Annotated in this window: 22 protein-coding genes; 12 read left to right on the forward strand and 10 right to left on the reverse strand. The window is 61.5% G+C overall.

Going from position 1 to position 24,052, the window contains the following annotated elements; translation table 11 throughout:
• Positions 1-49 precede the first annotated feature (49 nt).
• The 3 genes from BB029_RS06980 to BB029_RS06990 are packed head-to-tail and all read left to right on the forward strand — an operon-like array spanning position 50 to position 2,858.
• Positions 50-424, forward strand: a complete 375-nt coding sequence (locus BB029_RS06980) for a GtrA family protein (protein WP_065938668.1) — start codon at positions 50-52, stop codon at positions 422-424.
• The gene (locus tag BB029_RS06985; RefSeq protein ID WP_065938669.1) at positions 421-1,380 is read left to right on the forward strand and encodes a glycosyltransferase family 2 protein; all 960 of its coding nucleotides are present in this window, start codon (positions 421-423) and stop codon (positions 1,378-1,380) included. Before BB029_RS06980 ends, BB029_RS06985 begins: the two co-directional genes overlap by 4 nt.
• Positions 1,377-2,858 (forward strand): glucosyltransferase domain-containing protein, encoded by a 1,482-nt coding sequence (locus tag BB029_RS06990; protein WP_065938670.1) that lies wholly within the window; start codon positions 1,377-1,379, stop codon positions 2,856-2,858. Before BB029_RS06985 ends, BB029_RS06990 begins: the two co-directional genes overlap by 4 nt.
• 25 nt (positions 2,859-2,883) lie before the next feature.
• Here the strand turns inward: BB029_RS06990 and BB029_RS06995 are convergent, their stop codons facing one another.
• The 4 genes from BB029_RS06995 to BB029_RS07010 all read right to left on the reverse strand — a co-directional run bounded on the left by BB029_RS06995 (position 2,884) and on the right by BB029_RS07010 (position 8,786).
• Entirely contained in the window at positions 2,884-3,180 is a 297-nt protein-coding gene (locus BB029_RS06995) for a cupin domain-containing protein (protein ID WP_065938671.1), read from the reverse strand.
• A 63-nt stretch (positions 3,181-3,243) separates the two neighbouring features.
• Positions 3,244-4,863, reverse strand: coding sequence for an FMN-binding glutamate synthase family protein (locus tag BB029_RS07000; RefSeq protein ID WP_065938672.1), 1,620 nt, complete (start codon positions 4,861-4,863; stop codon positions 3,244-3,246).
• A gap of 81 nt (positions 4,864-4,944) precedes the next feature.
• Positions 4,945-7,209 (reverse strand): beta-glucosidase BglX, encoded by a 2,265-nt coding sequence (gene bglX, locus BB029_RS07005; RefSeq protein ID WP_083236345.1) that lies wholly within the window; start codon positions 7,207-7,209, stop codon positions 4,945-4,947.
• Positions 7,206-8,786 carry a glucan biosynthesis protein gene (locus tag BB029_RS07010; RefSeq protein WP_256558145.1) on the reverse strand — a complete coding sequence of 527 codons (1,581 nt, stop codon included), beginning with the start codon at positions 8,784-8,786 and terminating at the stop codon, positions 7,206-7,208. Before BB029_RS07010 ends, bglX begins: the two co-directional genes overlap by 4 nt.
• Positions 8,787-9,156: 370 nt before the next feature.
• Here BB029_RS07010 and BB029_RS07015 point away from each other — a divergent pair, with 370 nt between their 5' ends.
• Positions 9,157-9,747, forward strand: a complete 591-nt coding sequence (locus tag BB029_RS07015) for a hypothetical protein (protein ID WP_065938674.1) — start codon at positions 9,157-9,159, stop codon at positions 9,745-9,747.
• Positions 9,748-9,791: 44 nt separating this feature from the next.
• Here BB029_RS07015 and BB029_RS07020 read toward each other — a convergent pair whose 3' ends face one another.
• From BB029_RS07020 to BB029_RS07035, 4 genes are read right to left on the reverse strand one after another with little or no spacing between them, the layout of a single operon-like run.
• Entirely contained in the window at positions 9,792-11,171 is a 1,380-nt protein-coding gene (locus BB029_RS07020) for an ATP-binding protein (protein WP_065938675.1), read from the reverse strand.
• Positions 11,168-12,982, reverse strand: coding sequence for a DAHL domain-containing protein (locus tag BB029_RS07025; RefSeq protein ID WP_065938676.1), 1,815 nt, complete (start codon positions 12,980-12,982; stop codon positions 11,168-11,170). The genes BB029_RS07020 and BB029_RS07025 overlap by 4 nt, the downstream gene beginning before the upstream one ends.
• Before the next feature lie 10 nt (positions 12,983-12,992).
• A complete protein-coding gene (locus BB029_RS07030; RefSeq protein WP_065938677.1) occupies positions 12,993-13,961 on the reverse strand; it encodes a cytochrome-c peroxidase in 969 nt (322 codons plus the stop codon).
• 25 nt (positions 13,962-13,986) lie between these two features.
• Entirely contained in the window at positions 13,987-15,861 is a 1,875-nt protein-coding gene (locus tag BB029_RS07035) for a bifunctional diguanylate cyclase/phosphodiesterase (RefSeq protein WP_065938678.1), read from the reverse strand.
• A gap of 219 nt (positions 15,862-16,080) precedes the next feature.
• On the opposite strand from BB029_RS07035, the gene BB029_RS07040 reads away from it, so the two are divergent.
• From BB029_RS07040 to BB029_RS07050, 3 genes are read left to right on the forward strand one after another with little or no spacing between them, the layout of a single operon-like run.
• Positions 16,081-17,397: an HD domain-containing phosphohydrolase gene (locus BB029_RS07040; RefSeq protein ID WP_065938679.1), complete on the forward strand. Its 1,317-nt coding sequence runs from the start codon at positions 16,081-16,083 to the stop codon at positions 17,395-17,397.
• Positions 17,398-17,429: 32 nt separating this feature from the next.
• Complete coding sequence (locus BB029_RS07045; RefSeq protein WP_065938680.1) at positions 17,430-17,843, forward strand: NUDIX domain-containing protein; 414 nt, start codon at positions 17,430-17,432, stop codon at positions 17,841-17,843.
• A gap of 5 nt (positions 17,844-17,848) precedes the next feature.
• Complete coding sequence (locus tag BB029_RS07050) at positions 17,849-18,355, forward strand: GNAT family N-acetyltransferase (protein ID WP_065938681.1); 507 nt, start codon at positions 17,849-17,851, stop codon at positions 18,353-18,355.
• A gap of 49 nt (positions 18,356-18,404) precedes the next feature.
• Here the strand turns inward: BB029_RS07050 and metR are convergent, their stop codons facing one another.
• Positions 18,405-19,322, reverse strand: a complete 918-nt coding sequence (metR, locus tag BB029_RS07055) for a transcriptional regulator MetR (RefSeq protein WP_027604617.1) — start codon at positions 19,320-19,322, stop codon at positions 18,405-18,407.
• A gap of 182 nt (positions 19,323-19,504) precedes the next feature.
• Between metR and BB029_RS07060 the strand changes: the two genes are divergently transcribed.
• The 5 genes from BB029_RS07060 to BB029_RS07080 all read left to right on the forward strand — a co-directional run bounded on the left by BB029_RS07060 (position 19,505) and on the right by BB029_RS07080 (position 23,120).
• A complete protein-coding gene (locus BB029_RS07060) occupies positions 19,505-20,524 on the forward strand; it encodes an alpha/beta fold hydrolase (protein ID WP_065938682.1) in 1,020 nt (339 codons plus the stop codon).
• A 55-nt stretch (positions 20,525-20,579) separates the two neighbouring features.
• Complete coding sequence (locus BB029_RS07065; RefSeq protein WP_065938683.1) at positions 20,580-21,233, forward strand: DsbA family oxidoreductase; 654 nt, start codon at positions 20,580-20,582, stop codon at positions 21,231-21,233.
• A 188-nt stretch (positions 21,234-21,421) separates the two neighbouring features.
• Positions 21,422-22,342 carry an arginase gene (locus BB029_RS07070; protein WP_065938966.1) on the forward strand — a complete coding sequence of 307 codons (921 nt, stop codon included), beginning with the start codon at positions 21,422-21,424 and terminating at the stop codon, positions 22,340-22,342.
• Positions 22,339-22,719 carry a transporter gene (locus tag BB029_RS07075; protein WP_065938684.1) on the forward strand — a complete coding sequence of 127 codons (381 nt, stop codon included), beginning with the start codon at positions 22,339-22,341 and terminating at the stop codon, positions 22,717-22,719. The genes BB029_RS07070 and BB029_RS07075 overlap by 4 nt, the downstream gene beginning before the upstream one ends.
• Positions 22,716-23,120, forward strand: a complete 405-nt coding sequence (locus tag BB029_RS07080) for an EamA family transporter (RefSeq protein ID WP_065938685.1) — start codon at positions 22,716-22,718, stop codon at positions 23,118-23,120. The genes BB029_RS07075 and BB029_RS07080 overlap by 4 nt, the downstream gene beginning before the upstream one ends.
• Before the next feature lie 51 nt (positions 23,121-23,171).
• Here the strand turns inward: BB029_RS07080 and BB029_RS07085 are convergent, their stop codons facing one another.
• Positions 23,172-23,942, reverse strand: a complete 771-nt coding sequence (locus BB029_RS07085; RefSeq protein WP_065938686.1) for a MipA/OmpV family protein — start codon at positions 23,940-23,942, stop codon at positions 23,172-23,174.
• Positions 23,943-24,052 lie beyond the last annotated feature (110 nt).

Here is a 24,052-nt window from a genome sequence, read left to right on the forward strand (position 1 = left end):
GCAATGGGGGGGCGTGGCTTGCTGGAGGCAGGCGAAACGGGGCGATGGCATGGCCAGACTGTGGAAGGGATTCTCCAGCTACACGCTGATTGGGGGCGTCAATACGTTGATCCACTGGCAGCTGTTTTACGTGTTCAGCACGGCGCTGGACTTTAGCCAGGCAGTGAGCAACTTCCTCGCCTTTTGCGTGGCGGTGTCCTTCTCGTTTTATGTCAACGCGACCTGCACCTTTGCCATGTCTGCATCGTTGGCCCGCTACCTGGCGTTCGTTGCGTGCATGGGCGCTTTGAGCCTGGGCGTGGGATGGCTGGCGGATCGCTGGGGTGTGCCGGGGATTGTCACAGTGATGGTGTTTTCCGTGGTCAGTCTGGTGTGCGGTTTTTTGTTGTCGCGCTGGGTGGTGTTCCGCGAGCGTGGGCAATGAGGGTTTCGCTGATCGTGCCTGTGTTCAACGAAGAACAGGCGATCGAGCCGTTCTACCGTGCCGTGCGTGAGGCGCCTGGTTTGCACGCCCATGGAGTCGAAATAGTGCTTATCAATGATGGCAGCACCGACCGTACGGCCGAGCGTGCCCGGGTACTGGCCATGACCGGCAGCGATGTGATGCTGATCAATCTATCGCGCAACTTCGGCAAGGAGGCCGCGCTGTTCGCCGGGCTTGAATACGCCACGGGGGACGCCGTGGTGCCCATGGATGTGGACTTGCAGGATCCGGTCGACGTGATTCCGCGCTTGATCCACGAATGGCAGAGCGGCGCCGACGTGGTGCTGGCCAAACGTCGGGACCGCTCCAGCGACGGCTACTTCAAACGTCGCAGTGCGGCGTTGTTCTACCGTCTGCTCAATCGCATGTCCTATACGCATATCGAAGAGAACGTCGGCGACTTCCGGCTGATGGACCGCAAGGTGGTGGACGTGATCAAGGCCCTGCCCGAACAGCAGTTGTTCATGAAAGGCGTGTTGTCCTGGGCCGGCTTCACCGTGGCCATCGTCGAATACGACCGTGCCCCTCGCACGGTAGGCCAGAGCAAGTTCAACGCCTGGAAACTCTGGAATCTGGCATTGGATGGCATTACCTCGTTCAGCACTTTGCCGCTGCGATTGTGGAGTTACATCGGTGGCGGTATTTCGTTGATCGCGTTGGTGTACGCCGGGTACCTGGTGGTGGACAAGGTGATGTTTGGCAATGACGTGCCGGGGTATCCATCGTTGATGACGGCGATCTTGTTCCTGGGCGGGGTGCAGCTGATTGGGATCGGGATACTCGGGGAATATGTGGGGCGCATCTATATGGAAACCAAACACCGGCCGCGCTATGTGGTTAAAGGCGTTGTGCGTCGGGAGAGCAAGAGGGATCTTGAGGGAGGTAGCGCAAAGTGAGTACGCATGAATGGTCCAGGAAGGAAGGTTTTATATTCTTTTTGCTGGCTATTTTGGTCTATGTGTATCCATTGATTCTGGCGGACTATTTTTACGTTGAAGATAGCTTTCGGGCGGTCTATGGGTACGCGTCATGGCGTGCTGAAGGGCGTTTTTTAATTGATGGTTTTTATCATTTGTTATCCCTGTCCAATGGCGCTCCAGACGCTTTTCCACTGGGCCTGCTGGTCGCGTGTGTGGTCATGGCAATGGCGTTGACGCGCCTGGCGTTTCATTACTTTTGTCCTGTGACTGTATTGTCGGCGGCGGTGGTATTGCCGATGTTTTTCAGTCCCTTGTTTCTCAGTGATCTGGTTTATAAGTACGACGGCCCGGTGATTACCGTCGGCGTGGCGATGATCGTGTTTGCGATCACCTTGAAGTCTGAAAGGAAATGGGTCGAGTGGTGGGGAGGCAGCGTGCTGGTTGGCGGTGCGCTGTGTATTTATCAGCCACTTATGAATAGCTTTCTCGGCTTGTGCTGCATCGAACTGTACAGAGCGATCAACGATAAAAAAGTCACCCGTGAATGGATGGTGCTGGGCTTTGAAAAGGCCACCCAGGCGGGCGTCGCCTCGCTTTTTTATGTGTGTGCGATCGTCCCGTTTGTGGGCGGGGAGCGTCAGCGGCTGCTTGCTTTGGATGAGCATTGGCCAGTTGTCATATTGCAGCGCTTAAAAAACGCTGAAGAAAGAATCCGGCCCTTATACACGGGCGATAGTGCATGGCTTTTCGGGGTGATGGCGATTCTGTTCGGGATGGGTTATGCCTGGGCGTGGTGTTCTGCGTTGCGTGAACGGCCACGGTGGGTGAGTAAAGTCCTGGTGAGTTTGGCTTTTGGGGCGATAGTGCCGTTGATGATCATGTTTGTGCCAGGAATCATGCTGGTTTTTTTCTATGAAAATAGTGATTCAAGGGCGATGCTGGGGGCCGGGCCTTTACTGATTTTTTTACTGCTGGTGATCTACCAGTGGTTAAACGCTGTACAGCGCAAGTTGACGGTGTTTGTGCTGCTGCCAATAATTTTGCTGTTGTCCATTTCTTATAGTTATGGGCGCGTCTTGAGTTTGAAGAAGACGTTGGAAACTGCCGTGATGAGCAGTTTGGCTTATTCGATAAGCGCTAATGCAACGCTGGCATCGGTAAAGGTTTTTTACTTTGATGGCGGTGCTCAGGATTATTGGTTGCCGGCCTCTGCCGGAACTGTTTCGGGCATGCCGGTCATGCCGTATCTGGTGAATGCTGGCTTTTTGTTTTTACCCGCGGCAATGGCCAGGGTGGGGATCACGAATGTGGTACAGGCCAGCCACGAACATTCGGGCGGCGCACGATTGAAACGCGACGCCCACCCCATCGTCGATAATTTGTTTTACTCCATTTATCTTGAGGATGGGGACGGTTATATCGTCATGAAAAAACATCCACGTGTTAACCCGTGATTGCGGTTGTTTCATACCGCTTCAACTAGACATCAATGATCACCAGGGTGCCCTGGCTATCTGGAAGTACGGCATGAGTGGTGCCCGCTTCCACGAGGTACATCTGGCCGGTCTCTACGTGGATCTCTTCATCAGCGATGCTCAGGCGCAAATGGCCGCTTATCACCAGTAGCCCTTCGTTGTAGTCGTGCACTTCTTCTTCGTAAGCCTGCTCATCCATGCGCAACACCTTGATCCGCGCCGGGCCGACCTGGCCCAGGCGTATCGATTTCCAGCTGTCAGGCAGTTGCCCGGCGATTGCAGCGAAGTCCAGTAACGGCATGTGAATCTCCTTGTTTCTACGATGCCGTCGGTGGTCCGTTCAGCGGGGAAGGGTGTTTACAGGTTATGCAGCTACCACCTCATGGGGTTCAAAACTGTCCGCCCGCGCCATCTGCCACATGCGCGAATAGAACTCGCCATTCACTTCGCCGGTGAGCAACTCGCCAGGCTTGAGGAACACATGCAACTGCGAGAACAGCTTGATCTCGGTGGCCGACATGCGTCGTACCAGATGCTTGGCCGACAGCTGCGACGGGTGATCCAGGCCTGCCGCCGCGAGCATCTCGGCCAGGGCCTTGAGGGTGTTGCGGTGGAAGTTGAACACGCGCTGGGCCTTGTCCGGTACCACCAGGGCACGTTGGCGCAACGGGTCCTGGGTGGCGACGCCGGTCGGGCACTTATTGGTGTGGCAGCTTTGGGACTGGATGCAACCGATGGCGAACATGAAGCCGCGCGCCGAGTTGGCCCAGTCGGCGCCGATGGCTAGCACGCTGGCAATGTCGAAGGCGCTGACGATCTTGCCGCTGGCACCGAGCTTGATCTTGTCGCGCAGGTTCAGGCCCACCAGGGTGTTGTGCACGAACAGCAGGCCTTCGCGCAGCGGCACGCCGATATGGTCGGTGAACTCCACGGGGGCGGCGCCGGTGCCGCCTTCCTTGCCGTCGACGACGATAAAGTCCGGGAGGATGCCGGTTTCGAGCATGGCCTTGGCAATGCCCATGAACTCCCACGGGTGGCCCAGGCAGAACTTGAAGCCCACCGGCTTGCCGCCGGACAGTTCACGCAATTGGGCGATGAATTGCATCAGCTCAATGGGCGTGGAGAACGCGCTGTGACGTGACGGCGAGATGCAGTCTTCGCCCATCAGGATGCCGCGGGTTTCGGCGATCTCTTGAGTCACCTTATGCTTGGGCAGGATGCCGCCGTGGCCGGGTTTGGCGCCCTGGCTCATCTTGATTTCGATCATGCGCACCTGCGGGTTCTGCGCCTGCGCGGCGAAGCGCTCCGGGTCGAAGCGGCCATCGCTGGTACGGCAGCCAAAGTAGCCGCTGCCCAGTTCCCAGGTCAGGTCGCCGCCGTTTTCGCGGTGATAGGGGCTGATGCTGCCTTCGCCGGTGTCATGGGCGAAATTGCCGAGCTTGGCGCCCTGGTTGAGCGCGCGGATCGCATTGGCGCTCAACGAGCCAAAGCTCATTGCCGAGATATTGAACACCGACGCCGAATACGGCTGCGTGCATTGCGGGCCGCCGACCATCACGCGAAAGGCGCTGGGGTCGCTCAGCGGCGCGGGGCGCATGGAGTGGCCGATAAATTCGAAACCCAGCTGGTACACATCGATCAGGGTGCCGAAGGGTTTGTCGGCGGTTTCGTTCTTGGCCCGCGAGTACACCAGGGATCGCTGCGAGCGCGAGAAGGGCAGGGCGTCGCTGTCGGACTCCAGCAGGTACTGGCGGATTTCCGGGCGGATGGCTTCTACCAGGTAACGGATATTGCCCAGGATCGGGTAGTTGCGGCGCACCGCATGGGGGCTTTGCAACAGGTCGAAAATACCGATCAGGCTCAACACGCCGGTGACCAGGGTGATGGGCCACAGCCATTCGTGTTGGATAAAGGGCAGGCTGGCGAGGGTGAAAATGACGCACACGGCAAAGAAGGCGTAACGGCTTAGCAAGGACAGGCTCATACGGTTTCCTTGGGTTCGGACTCTCAGGTCGATCCGGCATTCTGCGCCAGTAATGAAACGCCAGACAACCTGCAGGTGTACTCAGTTTGATCCCGGTGATGGGACGGACTGGCCCGAAATAGACAAGGCGCGGCTATCGGTCAGTTCAAACCGGGCCTGGTTTTCGGTGGTCGAATCTGCCCCGACGAAGACGGTGAACGTGCCGGCCTCAACCACCGGCGAAAAGTCGCTGTCGAGCAGGGCGAAGTCCGCTTGGTCAAGGGTGAAGGTCAAGTCCCGAGCCTCGCCGGGCGCCAGCTGCACTTTGCGGAAACCGCGTAATTGGCGAACCGGGCGGGTCAGGCTGGCGACGTCATCGCGCAGGTATAACTGCACGATGTCTTCGCCTGGGCGCGCCCCGGTATTGGTGACGGTGACCGTTACGGCCAGCACTTGGGTGGACGCCAGCCGCTGTGTGCTGAGCCGCGGTGCGGAGTAACTGAACGAGGTATAGCTCAGGCCGAAGCCGAAGGGATACAGCGGCGTCCAGTGTTCATCGATGTAGCCGGAGGTATACCTTTCATCGCCGCTGGGCGGACGCCCGGTGCTTTTGTGCGCGTAGTAGAGGGGGATCTGCCCCACGTTGCGCGGGAACGTGATCGGCAGTTTGCCGCTGGGGTTGACGTCACCGAACAGGATATCGGCCACGGCATGGCCCATCTCACTGCCCAGGAACCAGGTTTCCAGCAGCGCCGGCGCCTGGCGCACGTTCTGTGAGAGCACCAGCGGGCGGCCATTCATCAACAGGATGACCACGGGTTTACCGCTGTCCAGCAGGGCACGCAACAGCGCCTCCTGGGCACCCGGCAGGCCCAGGTCCGCGCGACTGCGGGCTTCGCCGCTCTGATCGGCGCGCTCGCCGAGGACGGCGATCACTACCTCGGCACGGCGGGCGGCCTGCCGGACCTCGTTGAGGTTCTGAGTCTCGTTGCTGATAGGCGAAGCGCCGGGCAGGTAAACCACCTCGGTGCCAGGCGCGACGGCGCGGCGTATGCCCTGCAAGACCGTGATCGAGTCTTCCGGATGAGCCGCCAAGGCCCAGGGACCGAGCGTGGCCTCGGCATCCGTGGCCAGGCTGCCGACCACCAGCACGTTGCGCAGGTGCTTGGACAGCGGCAGCAGGGCGTCGGTGTTTTTCAACAATACGATGGACTTCTGCGCGGCCTCGCGTGCCAGTGCCCGGTGTTGCGGAGTCAGGACATTGGCCCGTTGCCGCGCCTCGTCGCTGTAGCGGTAGGGATCGTCAAGCAGTCCCAGGCGCTGCTTGGCCTGGAGTACACGGCGCACCGCATTATCCACGGCGGTCAGGGAAACCTGGCCAGTGCGCACCAGGGTGGGCAGGTATTGGCGGTACGTCTGGCTGACCATGTCGATGTCCACCCCCGCGCTGAACGCCAGCCGTGCCCGGTCGGCCGGGCTGCCGGCGATGCCGTGCTGGCTCAGCTCCCAGAGGGCGTTGAAGTCACTGACAATGAGGCCACTGAACCGCCACTGATTGCGCAGCACACCGGTCAACAGTGCGGTGTTGCTGTGCAGGGGCGTTCCGGCCAGTTCGTTGAACGACGGCATGATCCCATCGACGCCAGCCGCCACGGCGGCCTGGAAAGGCGGCAAGTACACTTCCCGCAAGGTGCGTTCCGACACGTCGGCGACGTTGTAGTCGCGCCCGCCTTCGGCGGCACCGTAGGTCACGAAGTGTTTTGCGGTCGCCAGCATATATGACGGGTCGGCAGGCCCGGCGCCGTGGAACCCCCGCACCTTGGCGCTGGCCAGCGCTGCGCCCAGGAACGGATCTTCGCCAGTGCCTTCCACCACACGGCCCCAACGCGGGTCGCGGGCAATGTCGACCATGGGCGCGAAGGTCCAGTGTATGCCGCTGGCCGTCGCTTCAACGGCCGCCACGCGAGCGGTTCGTTGTGCCAGGTCAGCGTCCCAGGCCGCAGCTTCTGCCAACGGCACGGGAAATACGGTGCGAAACCCGTGGATCACATCAAAGGCAAACAACAACGGTATAGGCAGGCGCGAACGGGTGACGGCGTGTTCCTGCAACCGGCGGGTCTGTTCGACGCCGTAGGCGCCAAGGACCGAGCCCACGCTGTTCATGGGCAGTTGCGCCAGCTCGCCTGGGTCAATGGCCGGGCCGGTAGGTGTGTCCTGGACGCCGAGCTGGCTGAGTTGAGCGACTTTTTCTTCCAGCGTCATCTGCTGCAACAAAGCCTCTACGCGGTCCTGCTCGCCGGCGTGGAGAGCGTTGCCGCTGACATTGAGCGCCAGGCAGAGCAGCGCCCATTGACCGCCGAGCCTCATGGACTATTGCCTGGGGCAGCCGTTGAAGGGGTACCGATTGCCGTCGATTCGGAGTGGAAGGGATGGTACTGATACAGCCAGGTTTCTGACAGCGGCTGGCCGTCCAGGCGCAGGAACAGGCGCAATTCCACCGGGTCCTTGCCGTCGACGCTCAAGTCGAACTGTGCTCGCCAATGGCCGGCGACGCCGTCCGGCACCGCTTCGGTAAAGACCCGGCTGAGCTCGCCCCTGGAGCAACTGATCACGGCCTCGGGCTTGACCCCCGGTGCGAGTTTTTCCAAGGGGGCGCCCTGGAATTCCACCACGAATTTACGTACCCCCAGCGGGCGCGGCTCGCCCGGTGAGCCGCCTTTGCCCAGGCGTGTGGCCACGCACACCGCCAGTGGCGAAACGTAGGGTTCCTGGGCCAGCCAGTGCAGGCGATAACGCAGCGCATAACGGTTGCCCGCTTCCGCCGGGGCCGAGGGTACCCACATCGCGACGATGTTGTCGTGGATCTCGTCGTCGGTACCGTTTTCCATCAGTTGCACGCTGCCTTCGCCCCAATCGCCCAACGGTTCGACCCACAGGCTGGGGCGCCGTTGGTAATTCACCCCATCGAGGTAGTGGTCGAAATTACGGTCGCGCTGTAGCAGGCCGAAGCCCTTCGGTTGACGATCGCTGAACGCCGAAACCAGGGTGCGTGGCGGGTTGTTCAAGGGCCGCCAGATACGTTCTCCGTTGCCGGTCCACAGCGCCAGGCCGTCACTGTCGTGGACCTCAGGGCGCCAGTCGGCGGCGGTGCGCTTGGCGGTCTCACTGAACCAGAACATCGAGGTCAGCGGCGCAATGCCCAGCCGGCTGACGTTCTTGCGCAGGAAAAACGTGCAGTCGATGTCCATGACCACGCCCTGTGTACGGTGGATCACGAAACGGTAGGCGCCGCAGATACTGGGGCCGTCGAGCCGCGCGTAGAGGGTCATGGCGTTTGTGTGCTGGTTCTTTGGCGGCTCGAACCAGATGTGGGTGAAGTCGGGGAATTCTTCGGCCTTGCCGGCTTGTGCCACATCCAGGGCAATCGCCCGTGCCGACAAGCCGTACTGGTACAACTCGCCGATGGCCCGGAAGTACGACGCGCCAAGAAAGGCCACCCAGTCGTTTTGTTGCCACGCCAGCCTGGCCTGGTCGCCCAGGCGGCTTTCCTGGATACGAAAGCCGGCAAATCCACTGTTACGGGGCAGGGCATGGGCCGGGCTGTCGCCCGGCATATCAAAGTGCGCCGGGTCGTAGACGATCTCGCGGGCGATGCCGTTGTCCAGCACATACAGCCTGACGGGCGTGCGAAAAAACGACCCCAAGTGAAAGAATGTGATAGGGAACTTGCCCGGGCCTTTGGCGAACAGGGCGTGCTCGGGTTTGAAGCGGATTTGGCCGTGGGCGGCGTAGTCGAGCCGCGCTAGCAGCGCGGCCGATGCAGTGCTGGGGTAGGTGTAGGGTTTCAAGGCGTCGGCTTGTGCCTGTTCGATCAAGCCTTCGAAGGAAAAAGTACTGGACGGGTCGGCTGTATCGGCCGCCGGGGCGTCCCTGCCCAGTGGCATGAGCAAGGCGCCCAGTGACGCGTATGTGAGGAACTCGCGGCGCGTAGACATGGTGTCATTTCCTTCGACGATGAGAGCCCAGGCCTCACGTTCAGCACGCCACCGGCATGCAATAGTGTTGCTTGTGTGGAGTGTCGAGTCGGGAAAAGGGTCTGTCTACTGTCAGAAATAACAGGTTGCGAGGGCAGGCAGATCAATGATCTGAGCAGGTTTTGAAAAGGTCGATCGTTCATGCTGCGTCCGCTGCGAAATCGTGACCAAGTTTTGGCCATGCAGGTGCCCATTTCAGAGGCCTTGGCGTGCGGAACTCATAGGTCGCCCCTGGCCACTTAAACGGGAGTTCCCCAACCTTTCCCAAAGTGAGCCGACCATGATTAGCAATATCCATACTGCCCTGGCCGCAGTGGATCTGCTGACAGGCCTTGCCTCGTCGTCGCAGATGCCTTCTACCACGCCTCATCCTGCGCCAGACAGCGCGCGGTTCTTTACGTCGACACCCCGCGAATCTGCCCCCTTCATGGCCAATGGCAACCCTTTGGTCAAGTCCAGGCTCTATCAGCAAATGGCACCGTCATTATCGGCGCAAGCGCCCGTAGCCGCCGACCGCAGCTGGGTCCAAAAGGCAAGTGGCGACATCGCTCGGCACACCTGGTTTATTCCCGGCTTGAGCAACATGCTTCATGGGCTGGAAAAGTCAGATGGCAGTGTAGACGGGATGATGGACGGGCTGAAAAGCGGCCTTGATAAAACCCTGAAGACGGGTTTGGCCACAGCGATTGCGGGGGCGGCGAAGGGCGATTGGGTGTCGGTTCTAAACGGATACGGACAAGCGGTCGCCCATAACGAATCCACACCCAAGTCGGTCAAGTCGACGTTGGGGCTGACCCAGGCGCTGGGGGGCACGTTCACTGCCGCTGCTGGGCTTGCAGGAACGCTGAAAACAACGCCGACCGGGATTTGACCTCCCGCGTCCGAGCGATGTCCTTAACGCGCGGACGGCGTGCCCTACGCCGCCGTCTGCCGAATCGGCAATACCACGCGAAACTTCGTGCCCTTGCCCAGTTCGCTGCTGACAAAGATATCGCCATGGTGTTTCTTGACGATGCCGTAGGAGAGTGACAGTCCTAACCCAGTGCCTTCCCCCACCGGCTTGGTGGTGAAAAACGGGTCGAAGATTTTCTGCACCGCCTCGGGGGCAATCCCGCAGCCGTTGTCCGCCACTTCCAGCCACACGTGCTCGCCTTCCACACCGTTGCTGATGGTGATGATGCCGCGCTCCGGCCCCATGGCCTGAGCGGCATTGATCACCAGGTTCATCACCACCTGATTGAGCTGCGAGGCCAGGCATTCGATCTCTGGCAGCGGTGCATAGTGCTTGACCACATCGGCCTTGTACTTGAGTTCGCTGGCAACGATGTTCAGCGTCGAATCGATGCCCTGTTGCAGGTTTGCGAATTGCCAGGTCTGGTCGTTGTCCACCCGCGAGAAGTTTTTCAGGTCCTTGACGATCTGCACCACGCGGCCGATGCCCTCCTTGGACTCGCGGATCAACACCGGAATGTCTTCCTGTAGAAACTCCAGTTCCAGACGGGTGCGCAAGGCCTTGAGCGGCTCGTGCTGTTCACCGGTGGCGAGGCTTTCTTCGGCCTGCCGGTAAGCCTCCAGCATCTGTTGCAACTGGGCGAAGTAGCCGTCGAGGGTGCTGAGGTTGGACGAGATGAAGCCTACCGGGTTATTGATCTCATGGGCCACACCCGCAGCGAGTTGCCCCAGGGAGGCGAGTTTTTCCGACTGCACCAGTTGGCTTTCCAGGTGCTTGCGTTCTTCGATTTCCAGCTGCAGCGCGTGGGTGCGTTGTTCCACCAGCCGTTCCAGCTGGGTGGTTTGCAGGGCGGCGCGACGGGCCATGTCCCATTTATTGGCCAGGGTGTTGGCCATCTGCTGGACTTCGATGTTATCGAACGGTTTTTTCAGGATCAGCAAGCGATCATGGCCTTGCAGGCGGTCGAGCAGGTCCTCCCAGGAATAGTCCGAGTACGCGGTGCACACCACCACTTGCAGGTCGGGGGCGACTTTCCAGAGTTCTTCTATGGTCTTCGCGCCGTCCCAGCCCTGGGGCATGCGCATGTCGACAAACGCCAGGGCATAGGGCTGCTGGTGCGCCATGGCGGTGATGAGCAGCTGCAGGCCTTCTTCGCCGCCGTAGGCCGAGTGCAGGTCGAAAGGGGGGGCCGTGGGTTTGCTGGTTTCGCCGAACAGTGCCGACTCCATGTCATCCAGCTCCTGATTGGATTCAGTGGGCGGCATCAGGATCTTGCGGAAATCCTCATGAATCGACGGCGTGTCATCAATCAACAGGATGCGCCGGTTGGGAGGCTGGTTCATATGAGGCTTCCGGCAGGAATGAGGGGGATCGTCAGGGTGAATAGCGCGCCCAGGCCCGGCCCGTCGCTGTGGGCGCTGAGGTGGCCGTCCATTTCGACGGCGGCCAGCGCGCAGCTGTGCAGCCCGAAACCGTGGCCTTCCTTGCGGGTGGTAAAACCGTGGGTAAATATCCGCGTCATGTTCTCGGCCGGTATGCCTTCGCCCTCGTCCTTCACGCTGATCTGCAACGTGTTGTCCTCCAGCGACTGGACCGTGAGGGTCATCTGCCGTGGCCGGTCAGTGAGGTTGGACATGGCGTACTTGGCGTTGCTGATCAGGTTGACCATGATCAGCAGCAAGCGGTGTTTGTCCGCGAGGACTTCCGGCACCTGCCCGTAGTGCTTGACCACTGTGACATTGTGCCGGCTCAGGGCCCCCGCGTTCATGCGCAGGGCGTCTTCCATCAAGGTGCTGATCTGCACCGGCTCCTTGAGCGAGGGCGCGCCCGCATAGGATTGTTGGGTGGAGACGATGTCCTTGATGTGGTCCACGCTTTTGCTCAATTGCCCCAGTTCCTCGATCAGGCCTTGTTGCTCGACGGCAATGGCGTCCACCAACTGGTTCAAGTAGCCGGGCAGCAGCTTGCCCTTCTCATCCTCGGTGATAAAAGTGCCCAGGTCGCCCTGGCGTTCGTTGATCAACTGCATGGCCTTGCCCAGGCCCATTGCCTTGCTGCTGCGCAGTTTGCGGGTGACCAGGTCGGCGGAAATGTTCACGCTGTTAAGCACGTTGCCGACGTTGTGCAGCACGTTGGTGGCGATCTCCGCCATGCCGGCCTGGCGTGCACTGTCCATCAGCTCGCTCTGGGCATCCTTGAGCTGTCGGGTGCGCCGTTCCACGCGCTGTTCAAGGGTTTCGTTCACCGCCTGCAAGGCGCGGTTGACACGGTTGATCTCGGCGAAACTGCGCAGCAGGCGAATCGTCAGGTACAGCAACAGGGCCACCAGCAGCGTGGAGAACACCAGCAGGTAACGGTGGTATTGCTGCTCGACCCGGTCCAGGGCCTGTTGGTCCAGGTTGAGGTGGGTGGTCAGGTCATCCAGGCGTTCGGCTACCGGAATGGCGGCGATCTGGTCGAGCAACGTGTTCACCACCGGCTGTTCACGCAGGATCAGTTCGATGTGATTGCTCAGGATCTCCACCGGGCCGCGGAATTCGCTGGGCAGCAGTTCCTGGTTGACGGCCAGCTTGCCCAGGCCGACGAGAATGTCGGCGGCGCGCTCGTCGCTGGTGACCTGGGCGAATTCAAGGCTGCTGAGCAGCAGGTCGTAGGTGTCGGTGGCCACGCTTTGCAGTTGCGCTTTTGTATCGTCGTTTACCTGGTTGAACTGCGCCTGGATATCGTCTTCGGCGGTCGGCAGGAAAGCCAGGGAGTTGCGCAATACCGCGTTATGGGACTTGAACTGGTCGACGCGCCGGGCCTTTTCCTGGATGGCCGCTTGATAAGCCTGCTGGCTGGCTTGCCAGGCGGGCAGGTCTTGCGGGCTGTGGTACGAGCCGCGTGCTTCCAGCTCGGCCCACAACCGGGTCATTTCCGTCAGGGGCGTCACCAGGGGGTCGTAGTTGTGGGTGATGGCGATCCTGGCCTTGAGGACTTCGCTGTCCCACTGGGCGTTGAGTTGCTGCAGTTGTCGGATCAGGTCCCGGGAGTGGGTGTAGGAAGACGCCTGGTCGCTGGACGACTTGATGTACAGAAAGATCAGCGTCGAGGCCAGCAACAGGGTGATCAACCCCAAGGCCAACTGGCTGGTGCGGCGGCGAGAAAGGGTCATGACGGTCTGCTCATAAAGGCTTGCCTTTCCATTCGCCGGTCAGGGTCTTGAGAAACTGGATGATCAGGTCTTTATCCTCCTGCGAAGGGTTGCGCCCCAGTTGGAACTTGAACATCACGTCGACGGCTTCTTCCAGGGTCTTGGCCGAGGCATCGTGAAAATACGGGGCCGTGACCGCGACGTTACGCAGGCTGGGGACCTTGAACACGTGCCGGTCTTCCTCATCCTTGGTCAGCAGGTAGCGCCCCAGGTCCGAGTCGACAGGGTTGCCGCGCACCTTGAAGTAGTCGCCCATCACGCCGAATTTCTGGAACATGTTGCCGCCGATGTTGATGCCCTGGTGACAGGCGATGCAACCGTAATCCTTGAAGCGCTGGTAGCCGTACTTTTCCTGGATCGTGAGGATGTCCGTGTTGCCCAGCAGGTACTGGTCAAACCGTGAGTTGGGCGTCAGCAGCGTGCGTTCATAGGTGGCCAGGGCGTTTTGCACATTGGCGGCGGTGACGCCATCGGGGTAGGCCTGTTTGAACGCTGCCTGGTAGGCGGGCAGCGCGGTCAGGTTCTGTACCACGGTGTTCCAGTCGCTGCCCATTTCCACCGGGCTGATGACCACTTGCTCGACCTGCGCTTCCAGGGTGTCCACGCGGCCATTCCAGAACTGTTTGAAGTTCAGGCTGGCATTGAATACCGACGGCGTATTGATCTCCACGGGCTTGCCGTCGAAACCCAGGGAGAAGGGCCTGGTGTCGGCGCCCCCGGCTTCGAGGTGATGGCAACTGGCGCAAGACAGCGTGTTGTTCACTGACAGGCGCGGCTCATTGAACAGCTGGCGGCCCAGCTCGACCTTGGCCGCATCCAGGTGCGGCGCCGGCGGCAGGGGCTTGAGCGCTTCGTCCAGCGGCGCGGCCGTCACGGTCGTCCCCAGGCACAGCCCCAACGCGAGGATGGAACCGAAACGGTAGGTTGAAACGTCGCTCAAGCGAGCACTCCTTGCAGGCATAGGGCTATTGGTCGGGCATCAGTGTGGGGCTGCCCACCTGCAGCAACTGGGCGAAATCCTTCGCAGGCACGGCCTTGCTGAACAGAAAGCCCTGGCCTTCTTCACAGTGCTGGGCTCTCAGGAAGTCCAGCTGTTCGACGGTCTCCACCCCTTCGGCGATGATGTTCAGCTCCAGACTCTTGCCCATCCCGATGATAGCGCTGATCAGCTGCGCGTCCTGGCTATTTTCGTGCAGCCCGCGCACGAATGATTGGTCGATCTTCAGCACATCGATGGGAAAGCGTCGCAGGTAGCTGAGGCTGGAGTAGCCGGTGCCGAAATCATCCAGGGCCAGGCGCACGCCCATGGCCTTGATCCGGTTGAGGATATCGACCGTATCGTCGACATTCTGCATCAGCACGCTTTCGGTGATTTCCAGCTCCAGCTGGTTGGGCGGCAGGCCGGTCTGCTTGAGGATGGCGGCCAGGTTGTCGACAAACTCCCGCTGGCGGAAGTCGATGGCCGAGATGTTCACCGAGATGCGCAGCGGCGCCAGGCCCATGGCGCGCCAGGCCTGTGCCTGTTCGCAGGCGTGGCGCAGCACCCACTGGGTCAAGGGCACGATCAGCCCGCTGTCTTCGGCCACCGGAATGAAGTCGGCCGGGTGGACCCAGCCCGAGCGCGGTTGAAACCAGCGGATCAGCGCCTCTGCGCCGAGGATCCGCCCGGTTTTCAGGTCCAGCTTGGGCTGGTAGTGCAGCGCAAACTCATCGTGCTCCAGGGCCTGGCGGATCGCGCTTTCCAGGTTCTGCTGGTGCCGGGCGCGCAGGTTCATGTCTTCGGTGTAGAAACTCAGGTCGTCCGGGCCACGCTCCTTGGTGGTGTGCATGGCGGTTTCGGCGTGCTTGATCAGTTCCACCGCAGTGCTGCTGTCGTTCGGGTAGATGCTGATGCCGAGGCTGGCGGTGACGCTCAGGTCGTGCCCCGCGACATGCCGGGTAACGCTGATGGCCTGGAGCACCTTCTGGGCGATGTGCTGGGTTTGCTGGGGATGCTGGACATCATTGAGCAGGATCACGAACTCGTCCGAACCATAGCGAAACACCGAGTCCGACTCACGCACGGCCGCCACCAGGCTTTGGCTGACCTGCTGGAGCACCTCATCCCCCACCGGATAACCCAGGGCGTTGTTGATGCGCTTGAAGCGGTCGAGGCCGATAAACATCACCGCCAGTTGCGTGTCATGGCGCCGGCCCAGGGCAATGGCCTGGGTCAGGCGGTCGCCCAGCAGCGTGCTGTTGGGCAGCTCCGTGAGTGCGTCGTATTGCAGCAGGTGCGAGACTTTCAGCAACTCCTGCACGCGTTCCTCAATCGTGCGTTCGAGCCCGATCACCTTGAGGGCGGCATCCTGGGCGAGCTGCCATTTCCAGGTCAGGGCGCTGGCCATCTGGCGGATTTCCAGGTGGTCGAAGGGCTTCTTCAGGATCAGCAACTGGTCGTTGTACTTCAATCGCGCTTCGATCGCTTCAAAGGAATAGTCGGAATAGGCGGTGCACAGGGCGATCTGCAGGTTGGGATCGACGTTCCACAACTGCTCGATGGTTTGCAGGCCGTCCCAGCCGGGCGGCATGCGCATGTCGATGAACGCCATGGCGTAGGGGGTGTTGGTTGCCAGGGCCCGGTTCACCAGATCCAAGGCCTCCTGGCCCTGGTAGGCGGAATCGAGGATAAACGCCTGGCGAGCGACGGTGGTGGTGCCGAACAGGGTCTGCTCAAGGGTATCCAGGGAGGGCTCGGCGTCGGCGTCGGCGCACAGGATCTTGCGAAAGTCCAGGTGGATGGACGTGACATCATCGACGATCAGGATGCGCCGGTTGGCCCGCTCAGGGTTCGGGTTCATAGTGCGCGCCTTATCTGCAAACGGTTCGACGGCATAACCATTCCTTCCTTGGTTCCGTGGCTGAGCGGGGCGCAGGCCTGCCGTGACAGTGTAGTCGAGGTCCCTTGAATTCGGCGGCCAGTTGGCGTCAAATCAACCCCGCGCCTTAAGCGAGGGAAGACGGCTTGGCACACGGGTTCAAATCAGCTCAATTCAGTTCAATGTGAAGGCGCAGCAGGCATGGATGAACAACTTGCGACGAAACCCACTATTTTGCTGGTCGACGATGAAGAGTCGATTCTCAACAGCTTGCGTCGCCTGTTGCGCGGCCAACCCTTCGATGTCGTGCTTGCGGGCAGCGGTGCCGAGGCCCTGGAGATCATGGCCGCCCAGCCCATCGACCTGGTGATGAGCGATGCGCGTATGCCCGGCATGGACGGCGCACAATTGCTGGCTGAGGTTCATCGCCTTTATCCCGCCACCAGTCGCATCCTGCTCACCGGCTACGCCGACCTGCCGACGATCATCAAGGCGATCAACGAAGGGGCGATCCACCGCTATATCGGCAAACCCTGGAACGACGACGAACTGAAGCTGATCCTGCAGCAGGCCCTGGAATTTCAGCGGCTGGAGCGCCTGGCCCACCAGCAGAACGACCAGCTCAAGCTGTTGAACGCGACCCTGGAAAAGCGCGTGGCAGCACGCACCAGTGAGTTGCAACAGACCGCCGACATGCTCGACCTGGCCTACGACGAGCTCAAGCGCAGCTACGTGACCGGCACCGAAGTGTTTTCGTTGCTGGCCAACCTGCGCCTGCCCAAGAACAAACAGACCAACCGCGCACTGATCGAACTGGTGCGGGTGTACTGCACCGCCCAGTCCATAGACGAAGCCAGCGCCCGCGACATGGCCATGGCCGCCGCGTTGTACAACATCGGCAAGCTGAGCTGGAGCGACAGCATGTTGATCGAGCCGGCCGACAAGCTGCACAGCACCGATCGCGAGCGCTACCGTGGCTATCCGGCCCAGAGCGAATCGCTGCTGATGACCCTGGAGCCGATGAAAGATGCGGCGCGGATTATCCGTCATCACCAGGAGCGCTGGGACGGCAGTGGCTTCCCCGACCACCTCAAGGGCGATGCGATTCCGTTCGGTTCACGCCTGCTGAAACTGGCGGTGGACTTCATCGAGTTGCAGAAAGGCCTGATCCTTGAGCGGCACCTGAACAGCGATGAAGCGCTGTTGTATATCCGCAAATATGCCGGGCGCCTCTACGATCCGGACCTGGTCGAGGACTTCATCCTGGCGTGCGCTGCGTTTCTCAGTGATGTGACCCTGGGCGATCCCACGGTCAAGGTGCTCACCACCCGTGAGCTGGAAGACGGTATGGTCCTGGCGCGTAACCTCAACGCCGATAACGGCATGTTGCTCCTTAACGCCGGCAAGGTGCTGAACCTGCCGTTGGTGGACAAGCTGATTGCGTTCGAGGCGATGGAAGGCGCCAAGTACAGCGTGTTCATCAAGGAGCCGGACGAGAGCGAAGGGGTGCTCCATTAATTTTCATTGTTTGAGTTCAAGGTTTTCAGTTCATGCCTAGCACTATCCGTATCGCCGCTGCCCTGCTGATCGGCAGCGACGGCCACACCTTGCTGGTGCGCAAGCGCGGCACCCAGGCCTTTATGCAACCCGGTGGCAAGATCGACGCCGGTGAGCAGCCCGCCGAGGCCCTGGCCCGCGAGCTGTACGAAGAGCTGAACCTGCGCATCGAGCCCGGCGACGCGGTCTACCTGGGTCACTTCTCGGCCCCTTCGGCCAACGAACCGGGGTTTACCGTGGACGCTGAATTGTTCCAGGTGCAGATCGATGTTCCGGTCAGCCCGGCCGCTGAAATCGAAGAGGTGCGCTGGATCGACCCGGCCGGTGATGGCGGCCTGGTGCTGGCGCCCTTGACCCGTGACCTGATCCTGCCGTTTTACCGCGCGTCACTGACCACGCCGGCCTGACGCGAATGAACGTGCGTGCGCTGGGGGCCAGCGATGCCGAGGCTTATCGGGCGTTGATGCTGGAAGCCTACGGCGCCTATCCCCAAGCGTTCACTTCCAGCGTGGCCGAGCGTGCGGCGATGCCGTTGAGCTGGTGGGAAAAGCGCCTGGAGAGTCCGCTGGATCGTTTGCTCGGCGCGTACGCCGGGGATGAGCTGGCCGGCATCGTCGGCCTGGCCTTCGAGCCTCGGGAGAAGGCGCGGCACAAAGTGACCCTGTTCGGCATGTACGTGACCCAGGCGCACCAGCACAAAGGCCTGGGCCGGCGATTGGTCGAGGCCGCGCTGGATGAGGCACGCCAGCATCCGCGCCTGAAAGTGATCCAACTGACCGTCACCGCCGGCAACGACGCGGCGTTTGCGCTGTACCGACGCTGCGGGTTTATCCAGTACGGCCTGGAACCGCTGGCGGTGCGGGTGGGTATGGACTACTTCGACAAAATCTACATGTGGCGCGAACTCAACGCTGACTGAGAGCCAATGTGGGAGGGGGCAAGCACCCCACATTTAGAACCGTATTGTTTCAGCGCACCGCGCTCACGCCATCCAGCGTTGAAAACGACGTGTCCTTGGCCGTCAGCAAAAAATCGCGCATATACGGCGCATCCAGCATATCCGCACGAATCCCCGCATACAGCGTCGCAAACAAACCTTTCTCGCCCAGGCGCTTGGCCTTCACGTAGCCGCGCGAGCTGTACTCATGCAGGGCCCAATGGGGCATGCCGCACACGCCGCGGCCGCTGGCGACCAGTTGCATCATCATCACCGTCAGTTCCGAGGTGCGCACTTGGGCCGGTTCCACGTCGGCCGGTTCCAGGAAGCGGGTAAAGATGTCCAGGCGGTCGCGCTCCACCGGGTAGGTGATCAGGGTTTCGCTCAGCAGGTCTTCGGGCACGATGTACGCCTTGTTCGCCAGCGCGTGCTGGTTGGCCACGGCGAGCATGGCTTCGTAGGTGAACAGCGGCACATAGGTGATGCCCGGCAGCTCCAGCGGGTCGGATGTCACCACCAGGTCCAGGTCGCCACGGGCCAGGGCCGGCAGCGGCGCGAACGCAAAGCCCGAGGCCAGGTCCAGCTCGACTTCCGGCCAGGCATCGCGGAACTGGTCGATGGTCGGCATCAGCCACTGGAAACAACTGTGGCACTCGATCGCCATGTGCAGGCGTCCGGCGGTGCCACCGGCCAGGCGCGCGATATCGCGCTCGGCACCGCGCAGCAGGGGCAGGGTGGCGTCGGCCAGTTGCAGCAGGCGCAGGCCGGCGCTGGTGAAACGCACGGGTTTGGTCTTGCGCACGAACAGCGGCATGCCCAGGCGCTCTTCCAGCTCCTTGAACTGGTGGGACAGTGCCGATTGCGTCAGGTGCAGGCGCTCGGCGGCCTCCACCAGGCTGTCGGCCTCGCGCAAGGCATGCAGGGTCTTGAGGTGACGGATCTCGAGCACGGGCTCTCCATGAAGACAATTTGTGACGAAGCGGGATAGCGTGAGTTTGTCTCATGTTGCAACCCGTGTCGATCATGACCGCCGGGCACTCTTCATCAAACTGTCATGGAACTGTGGCAGCGCCCTTGAACAAACTTCATCAGACTCGCGCTCTACTGGGGTTCTGCGTTTCGGTGTTTTTCATGCGCGTGTTGCTTTTACTGGCCGCTCTACTGTTCGGCCTGCCGTCTTTTGCGGCGTCTCGATGTGATGTCAATGTCCCGACCCAAACGGTCGACCTGGCCCAGGTGAGCATCGCCTACCAGAGTATCGGCCGTGCGTCCGACCCGGCCTTGCTGCTGGTGATGGGCCTGGGCGGGCAACTGATTCACTGGCCCGACGAAGTCGTCGTTGCCCTGTGCCAGCAGGGTTTCCGGGTGATCCGCTATGACAACCGCGATGTGGGCCTGTCCACCTGGCGCCAGGCGCCGGCGAACGCCAACCTGACCTTTGAAGTGCTGCGCTACAAGCTCGGCCTGCCGGTATCGGCGCCGTACACGCTGACGGATATGGCCGATGACGCCCTGGGCCTGATGGACGCCTTGCAGATCCAGCAGTTCCACGTACTGGGTGCGAGCATGGGCGGCATGATCGCCCAGCACCTGGCGGCGATGGCGCCGCAGCGCGTGGAAAGCCTGACCCTGGTCATGACCAGTTCCGGCGCCGAAGGCTTGCCGGCCCCGAATGCGGCGCTGGTGCAGTTATTGTCGCGACGCAGTGCGCCGAATCGCGAAGTGGCGCTGGAGCAGCAGGCCGACTTGCTCGCGGCGCTGGGCAGCCCGACGGTGAAGGACGATCGCCAGGTGTTGCTGCACCAGGCGGCGCTGTCCTATGACCGCGCCTTCAACCCGGACGGCGTGAAGCGCCAGATCATGGCGATCCTCGCCGAACCCAGCCGTGTGCCGTTGCTCAACCAGCTGCGCGTGCCGACACTGGTGGTCCACGGCACCGCCGACCCTTTGCTGCCGGTGATGCACGGCGTGCACCTGGCGGCGCATATCCAGGGCAGCCAGTTGAAGTTGATTCCCGGCATGGCCCATCGTTTCCAGGAAGCGTTCAAGGCGCCGCTGCTGACGGCGGTGCTGCCGTACCTGCAGGCTCATCGTGAAGATGCCGCCCATTGGGCGCAGATCGATCCGGTCGGGCCTTCGAAGCTGCTGTGACATTGGTGTATCGTGCACCCTTTACGGCGTATTGAAGCCTGCGAGGTTGCCTGTCATGAGTACTCCCCTGAAAATCGATTTCGTCAGCGACGTGTCCTGCCCCTGGTGCATCATCGGTCTGCGCGGCCTGACCGAAGCCCTCGACCAGCTTGGCACCGAGGTGCAGGCCGAGATCCATTTCCAGCCGTTCGAACTGAACCCGAACATGCCCGCCGAAGGGCAAAATATCGTCGAACACATCACCGAGAAATACGGCTCCAGCGCCGAAGAGTCCCAGGCCAACCGTGCGCGTATCCGCGACATGGGCGCCGAGCTGGGCTTTGCCTTCCGCACCGACGGCCAGAGCCGTATCTACAACACCTTCGACGCACACCGCCTGCTGCATTGGGCCGGGCTCGAGGGCTTGCAGTACAACCTCAAGGAAGCGTTGTTCAAGGCCTACTTCAGCGATGGCCAGGACCCTTCCGATCACGCCACCCTGGCGATCATCGCCGAAAGCGTCGGCCTGGATATAAAGCGCGCCGCCGAGATTCTCGCCAGCGATGAATACGCCGCTGAAGTCCGTGAGCAAGAGCAGTTGTGGATATCCCGTGGGGTGAGCTCGGTGCCGACCATCGTGTTCAACGACCAGTACGCCGTCAGCGGTGGCCAGCCGGCGGAAGCCTTTGTGGGTGCGATTCGCCAGATCATCAACGAAGCTAAAAACTAAAATCGAACACTGATCCAAATGTGGGAGGGGGCTTGCCCCCGAGAGCGGTGGCACATTCAACATCTTTGTTGACTGACACTCTGCTCTCGGGAGCAAGCCCCCTCCCACATTTGTTTCTCACTGTCCTTGAGGTAAGCGCTGGCCCGCCCCTTGCATTGTCCCCCTAAAGCCATAGGGGAAACATGACCTTGAACATTCTCGACCTCGACCACAGCCTCACCGGTCAGGCACCGATTGCCCGGCGCCTGGCCAGTGGCCGTGCCACGCGTATCGACCTGCTGGACCTGGGCCCGAAGCTGCGCCTGTGGTCCACCGAAAAAACCTGGAAGCGCTTCGCCGAACGCCTGGCCCGGCGGCCCCGGCCCACGGATGCGCGCCCGGAAATCCTGTTCGTCGGCTCCGGCGATTATCACCACCTGACGCCGGCGTTTCTGGCCGACCTGAAAGAACCCATCAGCCTGATCCACTTCGACAACCACCCCGACTGGGTGCGCTTTGCGCCCAAGCGCCACTGTGGCTCATGGGTCAACCGCGCACTGAACATGCCGGCGATCAAACGCATCGTCACCCTCGGCCCATGCAGCGATGACCTGCATAACCCGCAACTGCGTGGCGGCAACCTCGGAGCCCTCAAGCGCGGGCGCCTGCAACTGTTCCCCTGGCAGCACCCGCCGTCAAAAGTCTGGGGCCGGGTCGGCGATGGCGCCGGCCACCAGCAGCAGGAAAACCACCTGCACTGGCGCAACCTGGCGGAGCTGGACTGGGCTGCGTTTCTCGAGCAGATGATCGGCAGCCTGCCCACCGAAGCGATCTGGATCACCATCGACAAAGACGTGCTTGCCAGTGAAGACGCCGCCACCAACTGGGACCAGGGCGGCATGCGCCTGACCCACCTGCTGCAAGCCCTGCGGGCGTTGGCGGCACGCAAGCGCATCATCGGCATCGACGTGTGCGGCGAGTTCGCCACGCCGGCGTTCAGCAACGCGTTCAAGCGTTGGGAAGCCAAGTCCGACCAGCCGCCCGCGGAGCGCTGGAGCCCGGAGGATCTGCAGCGCAACGCCGACACCAATGAAGCCCTGATCGACCTGTTTGAGGAGCTGTTCCCGTGACCTTGACTGTGGTGTTGCTCGTGGCCTTTTCCATCGTGCTCGATGTGATCGGCCAACTGTGTTTCAAGCTCGGCCTGGACCGCTTGCCGGAGCTGGAGGGCGGTTTTCGCCTGAATGCGTTCTGGGGCCAGGTGTTCAATGCGCCGTTGCTGTGGGCGGGGATCGGTGCCTATGTGATCGAGTTTTTCGTATGGCTCGAAGCGCTGTCTCGTGCGCCGTTGAGCTTGTTATTCCCAGCGGCGGCCCTGGCTTATTGCGGGGTGGTGCTGGCCGGCAAGGTGGTACTGGGCGAAACCGTCAGCCGCCGTCGTTGGCTGGGCACGCTGGTGATTACCTTGGGTGTGATGCTGGTAGCGATTGCTGGGAGTCAGGCATGAGTACGCAAACGATGCATACCGGTTGGTTGCATGGGCGCCTCGGCACGGTGGTGCTGTGGGCCTTGCTGATCTGCACCGAGAGTGCCGGGCAGCTGTTTACCAAAGTTGCAGGGGACCAGCTGGGGCAGATGGATTTCAACTGGCTGTGGTTGTCCGAGGTGGCGCGCAACCCGGGGATCCTGGCGGCGATCGCCAGCTACATCGGCGCGTTTTTCGTGTGGATGCTGATCCTGCGGCGCAGCAGCCTGTCCCTGGCGTTTCCGTTGAGTTCGCTGGTGTTTGTGGTGGTGTTGCTGGGTTCGTGGCTGGGGCTGGGGGAGCACATCAGCCCGCTGCATTGGGTGGGGGTGGCAGTGATCATCGGCGGTATAGCACTGCTGGCCGAAGGCGAGGAAAACTGAAACACGGATTCATGTGGGAGGGGGCTTGCTCCCACATGTTGTCCGAAGTGATCAATCGAACGTGTAGCTGATCGCCGTCTGCACCTGGCCCTGGTTCACGTCGCCCGTCTCCTTGACGATGCTGCTGTTGGCCGCCGAGCCCACCAGGTGGATCCAGCTGGCGCTGGTCAGCAGCGACCAGTGGGAGGCCAGGGGGAACTCGAAGCTTTGGGTCAGCGTGAGGTTCTGGAATCCGCCGCTGGCGTTGTAGGGGCGAATGCCGGAGGCCGCGGATTCATTGGCGTCTACCCCGAAATAGGTCTGAGTCTGGCGCGCATCGGCGAAATTCGCCGCCAGGCCGCTGCTGCCGATAACCCCACCACCCAGTGGGTAGCCCAGCTCGCCGCCGACCTTGCCCAGCGCGCCGCTCTGCGAATGCCCGCCGCCCACGGCCTGGCCCATCCGGGCGTACACGCGCCAGAAGTCGGCCGGCGCGTATTGGATGAAACCGCCCACTTCCGCCATGTCCGACACATTGCGCAGGCCTTGCAGCTCGCCGTTGGAGGTACGCCCCTGCAGGTAGTTGATATAGGGGCCGGCGGTAAAACCGTTGGTGTTCAGGGCGCTCCAGGTCAGGCCGTCATCGGTGCTCAGGCTGACAGGGCCCCAGTCCAGGTCCAGGTAGGGCACGGGGCGGGTTTCGTAGCGGCTGCCGGTGGGGTCGTGGGGTTGATAACTGAGGCCCGCGCCGACTTCACCGGTGACCGGGGCTGCCAGGGCGGTGCCGGCAATGCCCCACAGCCCCAGTAAACCGGCGAATACAGCGCAAGTGAGTTTGAGCATGGAGCAGGTTCCTTATGTGGACATGCGCGCATGAACGCGCGAAGGGCATCCCTTGCGCAAGCACTCATCTTGTTTGTAGCGAGCTACAAAAATTGTAGCTTGCACGACAC

This window comes from Pseudomonas sp. S3E12, from assembly GCF_001702295.1.
Taxonomy (GTDB): domain Bacteria; phylum Pseudomonadota; class Gammaproteobacteria; order Pseudomonadales; family Pseudomonadaceae; genus Aquipseudomonas; species Aquipseudomonas marginalis.